Origin of the sequence: Rhodococcus sp. p52 (genome assembly GCF_000763325.2) — a bacterium.
GTDB lineage: Bacteria > Actinomycetota > Actinomycetes > Mycobacteriales > Mycobacteriaceae > Rhodococcus > Rhodococcus pyridinivorans.
Genome location: NZ_CP016822.1, coordinates 92756 through 107688, shown reverse-complemented (window position 1 = coordinate 107688; position 14933 = coordinate 92756). Strand labels below are relative to the sequence as shown.

The window sequence follows — 14933 nt, the reverse complement described above, 5'->3', positions numbered from 1 at the left end:
ACGTTGCTGTGCGCCGATGAGGTACTGGCCGATAAACGAGCCAATGCCCAGTGCACTGATGACAGAAGCGATAGCGGGTATGTCCACCACGAAATCGTAGTAGTGCTGCGGAAAAGACGAGGTCGCACCCATGCAGCACTGCTGATCGCCTCAGAACAAGGTGCCTTGACAATCACCCGGATTGGTCTTGGCATGGAACAACGCAGCTTCGTCGTAGCCGTTGCGCAGTGCTTCACGGATAGCGACAGATCGCTCGTAGCGTGAGCGCCCTTGACCGTCGAGCAACGCATGACCAGAAAGTCTTCCCTGGGCGATCGCGTAACGCACGTTCTCACTGTGCGTGGACTCCACCAAATGCCCCAACCCGACACGCACGCACAACGGCTCGTTGCACTTGTGCTCGCACACCACATCCGGTGTCAGAGGCCCGTGCACCAGCTCCACCGAGAAACGATGCGCAAGCATCGTGCGTTGCCGGTTCTCACGCTGGAAGTTGAACCGCCCGTACCCGTCGGGCGCACTGATCGCACCGACCCAGTACCAACACGTCGGGGACTTGACGACCTTCGACCAGAACGCCGCGATGTTCGCCTTCGACGGTCGCAGCGAATTGTCCACCACCCGGACCCGCCGCGGCCGTTCCTCCGACTCCTCAGCAACGAACTCGACGTCGAGATCCGGGAACCCGATGTCGAGCGGGTTCCACATCGTCAGTCATGACCGCAGCATCACGACGCCGCAGGCACCGTCTGCTGATCGTCGGACGACGGTGCATCCGACTCGGCGACATCGGCGGCACCGAGATCTGCCTTGGCTTGCATGATGAGCTTCTTCGCTTCGCGGGTGCTCACGCCGAGCAACGGTGCCAGCTCCGACGCCGAGGCGCTGCGACTGAACGTCACGATCGCTTCCGCGTACTCGCGCAGCAGCGACGATTCCTGCTCGCGCTCCTGCGGAGTCAACGTCTCCGTGCCGGCTTCCATCTCCCGCTGGATCTCGGCGATCTTCGCCGCGTACTCCTCTTGGATCTTCTTGATGCGACGATCCCGGGTCTGCTCGAGCCGTTCGATCTTCTTCAGCGGAGCCTGTGCCCGCGAGGCGACCGTTACTTCGAGCTTGGACAGCTTGTCCGTCGCTTCATGGATGGGGCCGGCCAACGCTTCGAGTTCCGCCTGACGAGCGAGCAGTCGCTCCCGTTGACGGCGGGCGTTTTCCCGAACGTTCGGCGTCGTGTGCGGACGAAGTGAGCGGCGAGATGCCGGTTGGGAAGTCGAAGCCATAGGCCGGAAGTGTAGCGGCTCGCGCCGGTCGCGGGGAGGCCGACGACCAGAACCGAAGGCACTCCGCTGTCGTCCTGATCCGGTCACCACACCGACAAACCGTGACGCTCACGCTCCCAACACACGCAGCTCCGCTGCTCGGACAGGACCATCGAGGTCCTGTCCGGCCTTCGACCGAACTCCGTTCGCTCGAACAATCTTCACACACCTCATGCACTAAAGGTGCGACGTGGCATAATCGGCGCCGTGATGACCGTCCATAAGCTCAATGCTGGGGACGGCTATGTCTATCTCACCAAGCATGTTGCCAAGGGCGACGCCACCGAGTCCCGCAAGTCCGGTGCGGTCGACTACTACGTCGCCAAGGGAACCCCGCCGGGGGTGTGGTGCGGGAAACTGGTGGAGAAGGTCGGTGTCGAGGTCGGCACCGAAGTCACCGAATCGGCGATGCGGTCGGTGTTCGGTGCGGCTCGTACTCCGACTGCTTTGGATACCAAGCCCGGACCCGGAGCCTCAGCCAAGGACCATCTGAACTGGTCACAGAGCACCGCCCTCGGACGGGCGTTTTCGTGGTTTCAGAACAGTCAGGAATACGTCCACGACGTCGAGGAACTGTGCACTGCCTACAAGGCCAAGCACGGCGATTACCCGACCACCGAGGCGAAGAAGGAAATTCAGTTCGCCACCGCCCGCAAGCACCTGAGCCGCGAAAGCGGTGAGCAGGCCGGGCTGCTCAGCGACGAGAGTGTGTGGAAGTTCATCACCGAGCAGTACAACAAGGCACGTCAGCCGTGGCCGCTATGACCTGGTGTTCACCCCGATGAAGTCCATCTCGTTGCTGTGGGGCCTGGGCGACGATCAGGTCAAGACCGCGGTCGAAGAAGCACACAAGCAGGCCGTGGACGAAGCATTGGAGTGGATCGAAGATCACGTGATCTACACCCGCCGCGGCAAAGGCGGGGAGCGCAAGGTCAAGGCCGAAGGGCTGTTGATCGCCCGGTTCGATCACTTCGACAATCGCGCTGCGGACCCGAACCTGCACACCCACAGCGCCGTGCTCAATCGTGTCTATGCCGAAGGCCGATGGACCACCATCGACGGGTCCATTCTCTACAAGGCGAACGTGTCGGCGTCGGAGAAGTACAACACTCGGGTGGCCGATCTCGTGGCCCGCAAGCTCGGTGTCACCTTCGCTCCGAGGCCGGATACGCCGGTCGGCAAGCAACCGGTCTACGAGGTCGAAGGCATCCCGTTGTCGCTCATCGAGGAGTTCTCCCGCCGCGCCGCGATCGAGGCACGCCAGGAAGAGCTGGCCCGCGACTACAAGACCCGCTACGGCAAGAACCCGCCGAAGAAGGTGCAGTACGCCCAGGCGCAACAGGCCACCTTGGACACCCGCAACGCGAAGAATCCCCCACGCTCCCTGGCCGAATTGCGGGCCGAATGGCGCGAGCGCGCCGAGGCGATTCTCGCCGGGAACAATCCCGCCGAGCTGGTCGAATCCGTCCGCGGGGAACGGGACCGCCGACCGGAGTTGACTCCCGGGCAGGTGCCGGCGCTCGTCGACGAGGTCGTCGACACGCTCTCGCACAAGGTCGGTTCGTGGACGGTGTTCTCGGTGACCGCCGAGATCGAAAGGCGCCTGCGAGAGTTCAGTTTCGCCGACGACGAGCAGCTACGCGCGCTCCACGATGATGCACTCGAACTCGCACTGCGCGACTACTGCCTGCCCATCGACATCGAGGAATACCACCTGCCCGAGCGGATCAGCGACCGCGTCGAACGGGGACGTCGACGTAGTCTGCTGGTCGATCGCGCGCAGATGCGCTACACCGCGCAAGCGGTTCTCGACGCCGAGGACTTCATGCGTCAACAGGCCGAGATGGACGACGAGCACATCGTGGACGACCGGATCATTCGCCGCAAGATCCGCGCCGTCGAGGAGGCGAACGGCCACGAGCTCGGTGCCGATCAGCTCGCGATGATCACCCACTTCCTCACCGTCGGAAAACGGGTCGCGGTGGCGGTAGGTGCGGCCGGTGCCGGCAAGACCACCGCCGCGACGGTGATCGCCCGCGCCTGGGAAGCGGTCAACGGAAACGTCATCGCTCTGGGCCGTCGGCCCGTGCCGCCGAAGTGCTCGGTGAGGAAATTTCGGTGCAGGGACGCACCATTGCCGACGTGCTCACCCGCCACCGCGTCGGCATCGCAACCGGCATCGGCAAGGGTGATCTGTTGCTGGTGACGAGGCGGGCATGGCATCGGCCCGCGATCTGGCCGACCTGACCCGCATCGCCACCGAGTCCGGTGCGGTGGTGCGGTTGTTGGGTGATCCGCAGCAGCTCGCTTCCGTCGAAGCCGGTGGCGTTTTGCGTGATCTGGCCGATCGCACCAACGCCCCGTTCCTGCGCAAGGTCCACCGTTTCGCCACCGTCGGTGAGGCCGAGGCGAGCCTGCGCTTGCGCACGGGCGATGTGACGGTGCTCGAGTGGTACGAGCAGAACGATCGCATCCGGCAGGGCATGGCGCACGAGCTGGCCGATGCAGTGTTCGACGCCTATGTCGCCGACGTCGAGGCCGGTCAGGTCGCGTTGATGGTCGCTCCGACCAACGATCTGGTGCGCGAGCTCAACGAGAAGGCCGCCGCCTACTACCGCACAGGCGGCACCGTCACCGGACCCGGCATCGTCCTGGCCGACGGTCTCGAAGCAGCCGTGGGGACGTGGTGGTCACCCGGAAGAACAATTCGAAGTACGTCGTCGAGGACTCCGACGGCAACACCTCGGGCCGGGTGAAGAACGGCGATCTGTGGACCGTGGCTGCCATCGGCGACGACGGATCGCTGCGGCTGCGCAACAACATCAGCGGCGGCCAGGTCACCGTCGCCGCCGACTACATCACCGACAACGTGCAACTCGGATATGCGACCACCGTGCACCGCTCGCAGGGCATGACGGTGGGAAGCTGCCATGTGCTCGCCGGGGCAAACATGGATCGCCAGTCGCTGTACGTCGCGCTCACCCGCGGCAAGCACGACAATATCGTCTACGCTGCCAACGACGAGCTGCCCGACTGGGACTTCGAACATCGCCCCGACGAGCATCCCGGCGCGATCGGTCTGCTCGCGAAGATCATCGCCCGCGACGGTTCCCAGCGCACCGTGCACCAGATGATCGAGGACGAACAACGCAAGGCCGCATCCTGGTCGACGATCGTCGATATCTACATGCTGGCCGTCGGGGAGCTGTACGAGGACTACACCGAACAGCTCCTGGGCCGGATTCTCACCGACGAGCAGTTCGGCTGGGTGCACAGCCTCGGCGGGTGGGATCAGATCGTCACCTACGTCGCCCAATCGGAAACCTTCGGCTGGGACACCGAGACTCTGCTGCGCGAGGCCGCCGCCGTGATGAGCTCCGAAGGCAGAGCCGGCCGGATCGACACCGAGACCAACTCCCCCGGCCAGGTCATCGCCCGCGCCCTGAAGAACCGCATCGACAACTCCGACGGAGCGCAACTGCCACGCCGCCGCACCGACGCGGTAGCCGCCTACCGCGTGCCAGCACTGACCGACGCCGCGGCCGCAACCGATCCCATCCTCGCCGCCTACGCCCGCTCGTGCGAGCAGCAGATGCACGCGTTCATCGACTCCTACACCACCACCGCCCTCGAACAGAACGCGCCGTGGATCACCACCATCGGCCAGCGGGGAACCGACCCCCGGCGAGTGCGGCTGTGGGAGGCCACGGTGCGGGAAATCGCGGTCTCGCGGGTGCTCGCCGACGCCCCCGCCGACGAGACCGATCCGATGGCGCACATCCGGCAGGCACGCCAGGGTGCGGTCGAGACGAACATCGAGCGGTTGCGCCGACCCGAGAACACCCGCGGCGAGGTGGCCGGACCCTACGCCCGCTACAGCGACGCCGAGCTGGCGTCCGCGCAAGGTGTCAGCCGGGGACGGCTCACCGAAGATGCGATGCTGCTGTCGCTGGCCCGCGACGAACTCGAGCGGGCACGAGGGGAGATGTCCGCCCTCTCGGGCGTGGAGCGGTCCCTCGCACAGGTCGAAATCGACGAACGCAACATCGCGGTGGTGCGTGCTGCCCGCACCCGACTCGATGCCCTGACCCGGTCCCCGCACGTGACCGAACACCAGATCGCCGCTGCCCGCGCCGCTGTGACCGCCGCCGAACAGGCAGCGCCGCCCGAGCGACGCTGGGCGGTGATCGAACGCGGTGCACAGCACTACCGCGCCGCCGAAGCCGCCAAGGCCCGCGCCCGCGCCACCGACGATCAGACCATCGGGCGGATCACCGACCGCATCACCCGACTCGAAGAATCGATCACCGCCGAACGCACCATCCTCGGCCAGATCGACGCCGAACTCGCCCGACGCAAGGCCGGCGGACCCGACTTCACCACCGGCATGTCGACGCGACGGACACGCACCGATTCGGGGGCGAACGTCCAGTTCGGTCTCGACCCCTCGACCACGACACCGGACCGGAACGGGACCTGTAGGCCCGGACGCGGCGACCCCCGCCCCGATGGCACAAGGAGAAGGACTATGGCGGACAACGACCAGAAGCGGCGGTTCCTGCGCAATCGGGGACGAGCAGCTCACCCCACCGAGGCGGCGAGTGCACCGAACTCGCCCGACGGGCCCTCGGCCGGTGCCCAGGCGAGACCGCAACCCCGACCGGCCAGGGCGCAAGCCAGCCAGGACGTGACCGACCTCGTCGGCTTTCTTCGCCAAGTCGACGGCCGCCGCGCTCAGGGGCATCCGGCCCCGGCACCGAAGAACCGAACCGAGGTTCTCGGCGCATTCCGGGGACAGCCCGCCGAGCAGACCACGGTCCAGATTCTGGCAGCAGCAGCAACAGCCCGGCATGTGGGCGCGCAGGCGCAGATCACCCGCAAATGGGAGCAGCTCGCGCAGGAGAATGCGGCACGACTGAACGCACTGCGAGCACAGCAGTACCGGCAAGAGCAGCAGCGATATGTGCAGGTGCAGATGCCCCCGGACGAGATCGCCCGCCGCCTCGCCGAGCGGCAGGCCACCGACCGGGACGCCGACAACCGCGTCTTCGACGCCGCCGCCGCCGTCGCATTGACCTACGTCGCCGCCCGAAGTGTGCCGTCGTTCGACAAGCTCGCCGAACTGTCCGAACAGCACCTTGCAGTGGCCGAACCCACCGAGAAAGTCCCGGCAGCGGTGACCGAACCCCTCGCCCCCACCACCGACGAACACACCGCCGACTCCGACACCGTAGAGATGAACGTCGACAAGTCCGAGACCAACCCGGACGCGTCCAGCGACCGTGCCCCGCAGCCCGACCCGGCCGACGCAGTCGAAGAAGATAACGAAGCGGATGTGTCCGACCAGCTCGAACGGATCGCAGAGACGGCACCGACGAGCAGTGGTGACCTGGGCAAGATCGGAGCTGCCCTCGAGTCCGCCGGCCGGGGTCTGGCCGCCGCAGTCGGCCCGGTCAACGGTGACGACGAGGTCGCTCCTCCCCTGTCACCCGTCAACCTGAACCAGCTCAGTCAGGAACTACTCGATGCGGTCGGTGCTGCGATGAGCAGTCATCCCCGGTCGGTGACCGAGATGCTCAACATCGAACGCACGCCCGACCACACCAACGAGGCCGCGTTCGTCCCTGATACCGGCGTCGAACACAGTCACGAAGCAACGCTCGGGTACTGACCGAAGACAGCACTGTGGGGACCACCGGACGGTGGCCCCCACAGGTGTCTTTCGATCAGCTGGAGTAGGTGTACAGCACGCAGATCGTGGCAGCGAGGACGAACACGCCGGTGCCCAGAGCACACAGCGCCATTGCGAGGGCCGTCAGCCAGTATTGGGCGGCTTTTTCCTTGAAGCCGCTGAACCACATCACCCCAGCAAGGCCGAAGACGGACACCAGTACCGCGCCCACCGCTACCACGGTGGCCCACCGCCCGTATCCCACGGCTTGCGCCACCAGGTCGGTGGTGTCGCCGGCCGGGACGTAATCCCACAGGACCACCAGGTCCCGGTCGAGATAGAACCAGCCGGCCACCACGATGAACACCAGGGTCGGGGCCGCGTACCGGACCCACCACCACCGGCTGCGAGGTGCGTAGCGGGACAGTGCATCGAATGCTCTGCCCTGCACGTGAAGGGCGGACACTCGAGGATCACGCTCGCGTAGTTCCTCGACCGCGGCCGCAGCCTGATAGAACGCCAGCTCCCGTTGATCGTCGCTCAACGACACTTCCCACTCGTCGAGCCATCGCTGCTGTTCGTCACGGATCATCTGACGCCACTGGTCACCGGCCGGTGTCAGATCCGGCTTGGGCAAAGTCAGTTTCATGCCATTTCTTCCCATGTCTCGTCCCGGACCGTCCCGGCCCAGGGTCGTCGTGTCGTCGCTCGGATCACTGCTGTCTCTTAGCTGTGCTCGCTGACGATCTGCGTCTCCCGTTGTTCGGCTCGGGAGCTCGAACCATCCACGAACCGGCCTGTTCGTCTACGAACCATCGACGCGATCGCGTCGAGCACCAGGGTCGCCACCAGCGGAGCAACGATTACGCTGACGAACACCGTCGGGGGACGGTGCGGAATATCAGGGTCTGACTTAGGTCCGGAATCATGGACACGCCTCCCAGTCCGATCAGCCCGCACACGATCGAAAGAGTCGTCGGGGCGAGGTGTCGATCACGTATGTAGTGTTCGCCGACGGTTTCCTGACACCGGACTACGTGCAGGGCGACGACCCCGAGCTTCACCAGCAGGACGGTCGGTGCGAGCAGCAGGACTGCCCCGAGCATGAAACCGATGACGGGGTGCGCCGATGGTCCGGGCGGCGGGAGGACAGGGTCGATGGACACGAGGGCGGGCGCGACGCTTTGGAGGATCAATCGCTGTCTCCTAGTTGTATTGGTCGAGGATTTTGTCAAGAACGTTGGACGGAACCAGGTCGGCAGGCAGGGCAGGCCAGCCCATGAAGCTGCGGTCGGCTTTGGCGTTGGCCATCGGTCCGGTGTCGCCGTCGAGGATGACCTTCAGATGCGGTTCGAGGTGCTGAATCCACCAGGCGGACATCGCGGACATCGAATCCGAGGCGCGGGCTTCCTCCCATGCCTGGTGTAGCGCGGTCAGTCGGGCCACGACCTCCGGGTACGCCCACCACCTCGCATCCCAGGACAGGCCGCCGTCGTTGTCGCTGATCCGCCGGCGGATCACCGGCAGGAAGAAACCGTTCACCCAGGCGATGACATTCGCGTACTTCGGCTCTTTCTTCTCCTGCGGTTCCGGAGTGGAGCCGACTGCTGCGGCCTGTTCCGGGGTCCACTCGTCGGCGGTGCCGTCTCCGGACTCGTTGCCGGTGTCCCAGCGATCGTCGGTCGTGCGGGGCAGATTCACCATGCTCATTCCTTCGACATGAACTCGGACGTAAACAGGGCAGTGGTGCGGGAGGACTCCACGACAGGCGCGTCCACGACGCGTGGTTGCTGCGGACCCTCACTGCCTAGGCGATCGGACTCCCCCACCGGCAGCGCTTTCTGTTGGGCAGGGCCGAGCTGCTTGCTGTCCTTCGTCGACTGACGGATCGCCTCGGCGAACAGCGAGTTCCCCCAGAACGCCTTGCGGACCAGGATCGGGGTGGAGCCACCGATCGTCACCAGCGCCCGGGTTTTCGGCAGCGCCCGCAAGTCCCGCTTTTCAAAGATGGTTTCCTTCTGCCAGTTGTTCGACACACTCGCCTGACCGCTGGAGAAGAAGCCGGTGGGGCGGCTGCGAGATTCGGTGTCGACGTAGTGGGTGCCCACGGCATCGACCAGACCGGACAGGAAGGCGTCGTCTTCGACGTTGCCGCCGTACCAGACGACACTGCACGCATCGACCATGGACTTGAAGGCTTCGCGGCCCCAGACCTTCTCACCCTGAGAGGGGGACTGGAAGAAGGTGATGAGGATGATGCCGCGGCCACCGAAGTGCGAGTACCAGCGCGGCAGGTCCTCGATCTTGCAGATATTGGCAACTTCGTCGAGCACCGCAGTGAGCGGGATCGGCATCCGTTCCGATTCCTGCTGCTCGGAGTATTCCTCGGCGCAGGTGAGGATTTGCCCGACCAGGGCACTCGAGATCGCCGAGGACGAGCCGGGGCCGTCCTTGGACAGCGCATACATCGTGTCGGTGCGGCGGGCGAACTCGGCGGAGATGAACTCCGGTAGGTCGTGGACGTGCTCTCCGTCTGTGATGGTGACCCGGCCGGACTGGTCGGTGCCGATGACGACCCGGCGGTTCGGCAGGACTGCTTCGGCGTAGCGAGGCTCGTCCAACGGGGACAAGAAGCGCCGGGCCATGTCGTAGAAGCCGTCACGCTGCTTGGCGTTGACAGACTGCTTACCGCGCATCGTGCGGGCCAGCTCCGGGTAGCCGTACTGCTCGAGCACGGCCGGGGGATCTGTGACTGGGTGTTGGTCAGCCACTCGACCACATGCCGGATGTCCCCGCCGGCCAGGGCAGCGGCGAGCAGGTAGGAGGCGAACAGATCGCGGGCGTTGCCGTCGAAGTAGGCATCGACCCGGGCACCGGCATCGGTAGCAGCGGAGATGAAGTAGCCGCATACCGCCGCAGCAGAAGGCAGGTCGGTGACGGTGCGCAGCGGGTTGAACCAGAAGCTCGCACGTTCTTGTCGGTTGCCGGTAGACACGCCTTGCAGGTCGAATACCCATACCCGTCCTGTTTCGCGGCGGATGCCGACGGTGTGCGAGTACACATCGCCGCGGTTCGAGGCCACCAGCGCCGCCCCGGGAGCGTGACAGATCGCCGGGATAGCGAACGAGGCGGATTTACCCATGCGGGCGCCGGCGAAGGCGATCGCCACGAATTCCCAGGTCATGCGCAGGGTACGATCCCCGACCACGGTGTGTCCGAGGGGGATGCCGAGGTAGCCGGGATGAGTCTGCGAGATGGCGGGGGCGAGCCGGTCGGTGGAGGCGGCGAGGTACTTCGGGTCGGCCTCGTCGACTTCTCGCGGATCGACCATCGTGCGGGCGAGGCGGTCGATGCGCTGTTCGAACTGCTTGCCCTTGACGGTCTCGAGCACCCCGAACCGGCGCAGCGCCCACCACCCGGCCCCGGCGAGAGCAGCGAGCAGGACCAGCTCGACGCCGAGGACGAGCGTCGCGCCCGCCGGCCAGCTCGTCGAGCCGAACCCCAGAGCGAAGAACAAGCCGATCGGATTCCAGGTGGGGTCTGCTCCCCCACCGGTGTTGTAGGCGATCGTCGGCAGATACGCCGCCACCAGCAGGGCCGGGAACGCCTTGAGGAACACTTCGTCGGCGGCCGAGGAGCTGCGCGGTCGCTCGCGTCTCGTTTGTGCCATCGTTTGTGTGTCCCCTTCTACTGCTGGAATCGGTAGTCGGTCAGTCGCCAGCCGCCGTCGGTGCGGACGATGGTGGTGCGCCACAGCTGCGGGGTCAGGCGGGTGCTGCGCCCGCTGGCGTGCAGCACCGACTGGGTGCAGATCACGTCGATGACCACGGTGCGCATCCCGGCCGGGGCCTCCGGGGTGGTATCCGAATGGGCGCAGACCGCCGTCACGGCGTCTTTCGCCGCCGCCCACTGCTGCCAATCGGCATCCGGACGGACGTCGGCACGGCTGCCGGATTCGGCGACGGCGAGCAGGTCCCCGCCGAGATACGGCGTGGCCCGGATCAGGGCGTCGGTCTTGCTCTCGTCGATCGCGGGCTGCCAGGACAGGATCATCTGCATCGCGGTGATCGCAGTGTCGTCGGCGTCGATCTGCTGGGGTGAGAGCGGCTCGATCACCTGATGGTCGTCGCTGCCCTCATGGACGTGCTGCTCACCTGCGGGGTCGCTGCTGCCGCAGCCCGCCACGGCGACGGCGGCCGCGGTGCACACCGCCGCAATAGTTCCTCGCGCAATCCTCACCGCAGGTCCTTTCATGAGTTGCTCATCGCCCGGTACTGCGGTTCGGCGGCGATGATCTTGTCGGCATAGGGGCGGGTCTGGACCACGTAGTCGGTGTGCCCGGTGGGGAACCCGCCGGAGTTCAGGACGGCGCCTTCGCCGGCGTTGTAGCCGGCCAGATACAGCTCGGTACGCCCATTCGGTGCGGAGACCGTGCCATCGTCGATCCAGCCGTCGATGGTGTCGGCGATAGTGCACATGTAGTGACCTTGGGCCATGACGGCATCGCCGATGCTGTTCACATCGACCCGCCCGTCCCCGTCATAGTCGCGGCCGTAGCTGGCCCAGGTGCCGGGCATGAACTGGGCCGGTCCCATCGCCCCGGTCACCGACACCGGAGCGGTGTCCCCGTGGCGGAAGCCGTTCTCGGCGGCGAGCTGAGCGGCGAGCAGCGAGGGTGTGATCTGCGGGCAGATCGACCCGGCCCGCTCGATCCACGGAACGAACTCCGGTGGCACGGTGCCGTCGGCGAGCCGGTCGCCGATACCCTCACCGGAGATGAGGCAGTCGGCGGCCGCGGCGGTGGCGTTGCCGCTGCCACCGGGCAGCGTTCCCCACGACACCAACGTCTCGTCGGTGCCCTGTCCCCGGACGGACACGTGCACGTGGTCGTAGTGGTTCTCGGTCTCGCTGCCGCGGTCTTCCATCAGACTCGGGGCACCGCCGACGGGGTAGTAGGTCTGCCGCCAGATCACGTACTCGACATTGAAGAACTCCGCATTGGCCAGCACGTAATCGGTGATCTCGTCCCCGAGAGCCACCCCGTCACCGGAGCGATAGTTCGCGATCATCAGATCCACAGCCCGACCTTCGGTGTGATCGCTGGCGTAGCCGCCGTCGGCGCGCCACCCCCGATGCTCGCGATCCGGTCCCCGAACTTCAGGTGGGCAGCGCGAGCGAGTTTCTTCGCATCGACCTGCAGGCCCTGCTCGGAACCGGCCGACGGCGGCAACGGTTGCGCCAAGTTCCCCTCCGGCGGGGCGGACGGCACCGCGGTGGGTGGCCCGGCCGGGGTCTGTCCCGGTGCGGGAGCGGAGTCGTAGTAGGGCAACGGGTCCACCGCTGCGGTGCCCCAGCCGCCGGGCCAGACTTCCCAGTGCAGATGCGGGCCTGTCGATTCCCCGCGATTGCCCACGGTGGCGATCTGCTGACCGGCGCGGACCTGCTCGCCGACGGCGACGGTGTAGGTGTCGATGTGCCCGTACACGGTGGACACGAGCTGACCGTCGATCACATGGTCGAGCACCACCCACTGCCCGAACCCGCTGGCGGGGCCGGCACCCCGCACCACCCCGTCGGCCGAGGCGTAGATCGGGGTGCCGATGGCCCCGGCCAGGTCGATGCCCTGATGCTCGGTGCCCCAACGCGGGCCGAATCCGGAGGTGAAGGTGACGGTGGAGGGATCGACCGGCTTGATGAACGAACCCGTCGGTGCGAGCCGATCCCCCGATCCGAGACCGGTGCCGGGTCCGAGGCAGCTCGTGCCGTTCTCGCGATCTTCCTCGTCCGCAATTCCCATCACCAGGACGAGGAGCAGGAAGAACGGAATCAGTGTGAGCGCCAGGATCAGCGCGATCAGGCCGGTACCCCCCTTGCCGTTCACCGCAGGCTCAGATCCTCGGCTGCGATGCCGTGCTTGCGTGCCAGCGCCCGGTTCAGCTCCTGTGCCAGTGCCAGTTCCGCTTCCAACGCGGCGACTTCCTGCGGGGTGCGGCGAGGGCGCCGGCCGGAGCGGTTGACCCAGCCCCGCACCGTCGTCTCGGCCACATCCAGCTGCGTAGCGGCGGCTCGCGTAGCGGCGGTGAAGCTGACCCCGGCCTTCATGCGCCCCAGGACCGTCTCGATCGCGGCCTCACGAGTGAGGTCATCGACCAGGGTGTACCGGCGGCGGCCGCGACGCTCCCGCCGGCTCACGCTGCACGCCCCGTGGCTCGGTCCTCGTCGGCGGCCCGCAGACGGGCATCGGTGTCGTGAATCCCGGAATCCTTTTCTGCCTGGGGCACCCACACCTTGAACGGGGTGCCCGGTGTTGCGCCTTCACCGAGCTTGAGCAGGAAATGTCCGACACCGGCGGCGGTGCGCTTACTGCCCGCCGAGACGGTGCCATCGCCGTCTCCGGTGACCTTGCGGCGTGCTTGGCGCAGTGCCTTCTTCTCCTCCACCGAGGAGGTGCTGTCGTTGGCCCAGCCGGTCACCATCGCCCGCTCAGCGCGGGAGAACTTCATGAACCGGCCGAGCCGGTCGAGTTCGGCCTCGGGGACCGGGCCGACGATCCGGGCGCGGGAGCGTTCGATCATGCCCAGCGCCCCGACCTTCTCGAAGTCGGCGAGCGAGTGCGTGACCATCGTCATCGCCACGCCCATCGACCGCTGCAACCGCTGCACCGCATCCAACCGGGCCACCGCCGAGCTGCCGGTCTGGATCACCTGCCAGACCTCGTCCAAGATGATGTGCGCCGCCAGAGCCTTGGCACCGGGCACCTTGTTGTCGGCCAGGATGTGCGCCGCCTCCACCGCCGCGAACGCTTCGTTCCACCCGGCCAGCAGCACCGCAGCGCGCATCAACTCATCGCCGGGCGGCACCGAGGACATGTCCAGGTCCACCATCGGTTTGGTGATGTCGATCCGAACGGTGCTGTGCCGGTTGAAGGTCTCCCCGAACCGGCCTTTGACCAGCGCGCGCAGCGAGCGCAGCAGCGGCTTGATCTGACCGCGGTATTCGTCGTCGGTGTCGGCCACCGCGTCGTCCATCAGTTCCTCGGGACCGGTCGAGATCAGCGTCAGCAGGTCCTCGAGGCGGGCTGCATGGTCGTTGTCGAACCGTGAGCCCGGGGCGTAGAGCAACCGGATCGCCGAGGCGAGCAGGGTTTCCTCGAAGTCCTTCAGCGGGCCACGGCGGACGATCTCGAGCAGGGCACAGATCATGTTGAGCTGGCGAGCGTGCAGCGCGAACTCGGCCTTTTCCCGTTCGAGCGAACCTGCGGGCAACTGCTCGATCGCATCGCCGATCGGGCCGCGATCGAGGGGGTTGATCGCGCCGGTGCCGTAGCCGACCTCGCTGACCTGCCCGCCGACCTGCTCGGTGAGCACCCGCAGGTCCGGCTTGACGTCACCGGGCACGAGCACCAATGTGCCGCGGGCGATGTCGCCGAGGGCGATCCGGCGCAGCAGCGTCGACTTGCCGAATCCGTTGAGGGCGCAGATGAAGCAGGACGGGGCGGTGATCGCCTTCATCTTCCAGGCGTAGAGCGGATCGAAGCCGACGGCCGCGCCGGTGGTCAGATGCCGCCCCAGCGGGGTGCCCAGCAGCGGGGCCTTCGCGCCGACGATCCACGGGTAGATCCCGGCGACCTGGACCGAGGTGCCCCGGTATTCGACCGGCGGCATCACCGTGGACATCCGGCCCCCACCGACCCCGTCGAATCCGCGATCGTCGAGATCGGCGAGCGGGCGGTCGAAGCCGTCGGAATTGATCCGGGTCAACCGCTCGACCGTCGCCCGGCGGCTGTACTGGCGGGTGACCAGGCTTTTCTTCCATGCCTTCGTGATGCCGGTCGCCGAGGCCGCTTGCTCCTCGAGAGCGGACAACTCGTCGTCCGACAGCAGGGTCTTGGCGATCTTCTCGGCTTGCGCGATCCGGGTCGAGGTCGTGGCTTTACCCATGAC

At 66.5% G+C, this 14933-nt stretch carries 12 protein-coding genes and 2 pseudogenes; 4 read left to right on the top strand and 10 right to left on the bottom strand.

Going from position 1 to position 14933, the window contains the following annotated elements; all coding sequences use genetic code 11:
* Positions 1 to 150 precede the first annotated feature (150 nt).
* Together IM25_RS25115 and IM25_RS25110 are read right to left on the bottom strand one after the other, a co-directional pair.
* Positions 151 to 708, bottom strand: a complete 558-nt coding sequence (locus tag IM25_RS25115; RefSeq protein WP_198162610.1) for an HNH endonuclease — start codon at positions 706 to 708, stop codon at positions 151 to 153.
* 20 nt (positions 709 to 728) lie between these two features.
* Positions 729 to 1280, bottom strand: coding sequence for a hypothetical protein (locus IM25_RS25110; RefSeq protein ID WP_033098634.1), 552 nt, complete (start codon positions 1278 to 1280; stop codon positions 729 to 731).
* 249 nt (positions 1281 to 1529) lie between these two features.
* Here IM25_RS25110 and IM25_RS27310 point away from each other — a divergent pair, with 249 nt between their 5' ends.
* From IM25_RS27310 to IM25_RS27300, 4 genes are read left to right on the top strand one after another with little or no spacing between them, the layout of a single operon-like run.
* Positions 1530 to 2084 (top strand): relaxase domain-containing protein, encoded by a 555-nt coding sequence (locus IM25_RS27310; protein ID WP_232333542.1) that lies wholly within the window; start codon positions 1530 to 1532, stop codon positions 2082 to 2084.
* Positions 2085 to 2100: 16 nt separating this feature from the next.
* Positions 2101 to 3525, top strand: coding sequence for a MobF family relaxase (gene mobF, locus IM25_RS27305; RefSeq protein WP_250637327.1), 1425 nt, complete (start codon positions 2101 to 2103; stop codon positions 3523 to 3525).
* Positions 3526 to 3535: 10 nt separating this feature from the next.
* The gene (locus IM25_RS27340; protein ID WP_250637326.1) at positions 3536 to 4075 is read left to right on the top strand and encodes an AAA family ATPase; all 540 of its coding nucleotides are present in this window, start codon (positions 3536 to 3538) and stop codon (positions 4073 to 4075) included.
* A complete protein-coding gene (locus tag IM25_RS27300) occupies positions 4003 to 6990 on the top strand; it encodes a hypothetical protein (protein ID WP_232333541.1) in 2988 nt (995 codons plus the stop codon). The genes IM25_RS27340 and IM25_RS27300 overlap by 73 nt, the downstream gene beginning before the upstream one ends.
* Positions 6991 to 7045: 55 nt before the next feature.
* Here IM25_RS27300 and IM25_RS25095 read toward each other — a convergent pair whose 3' ends face one another.
* From IM25_RS25095 to IM25_RS25060, 8 genes and pseudogenes are all read right to left on the bottom strand, one after another.
* Entirely contained in the window at positions 7046 to 7639 is a 594-nt protein-coding gene (locus IM25_RS25095; RefSeq protein WP_033098637.1) for a hypothetical protein, read from the bottom strand.
* 557 nt (positions 7640 to 8196) lie between these two features.
* Positions 8197 to 8694 (bottom strand): DUF4913 domain-containing protein, encoded by a 498-nt coding sequence (locus IM25_RS25085; RefSeq protein WP_033098639.1) that lies wholly within the window; start codon positions 8692 to 8694, stop codon positions 8197 to 8199.
* A gap of 2 nt (positions 8695 to 8696) precedes the next feature.
* Entirely contained in the window at positions 8697 to 9761 is a 1065-nt protein-coding gene (locus IM25_RS27295) for a type IV secretory system conjugative DNA transfer family protein (RefSeq protein ID WP_232333534.1), read from the bottom strand.
* 95 nt (positions 9762 to 9856) lie between these two features.
* A pseudogene (locus tag IM25_RS27290) lies at positions 9857 to 10132 on the bottom strand (conjugal transfer protein TraD); the annotation flags it as partial.
* A 545-nt stretch (positions 10133 to 10677) separates the two neighbouring features.
* Positions 10678 to 11229, bottom strand: coding sequence for a hypothetical protein (locus IM25_RS25075; protein ID WP_033098732.1), 552 nt, complete (start codon positions 11227 to 11229; stop codon positions 10678 to 10680).
* Positions 11230 to 11240: 11 nt separating this feature from the next.
* Positions 11241 to 12871, bottom strand: a pseudogene (locus tag IM25_RS25070) (peptidoglycan DD-metalloendopeptidase family protein).
* Positions 12868 to 13182, bottom strand: coding sequence for a hypothetical protein (locus IM25_RS25065; protein ID WP_065996606.1), 315 nt, complete (start codon positions 13180 to 13182; stop codon positions 12868 to 12870). Before IM25_RS25065 ends, IM25_RS25070 begins: the two are co-directional and overlap by 4 nt.
* Positions 13179 to 14930, bottom strand: a complete 1752-nt coding sequence (locus IM25_RS25060) for an ATP-binding protein (RefSeq protein ID WP_065996605.1) — start codon at positions 14928 to 14930, stop codon at positions 13179 to 13181. The genes IM25_RS25065 and IM25_RS25060 overlap by 4 nt, the downstream gene beginning before the upstream one ends.
* Positions 14931 to 14933: the final 3 nt, after the last annotated feature.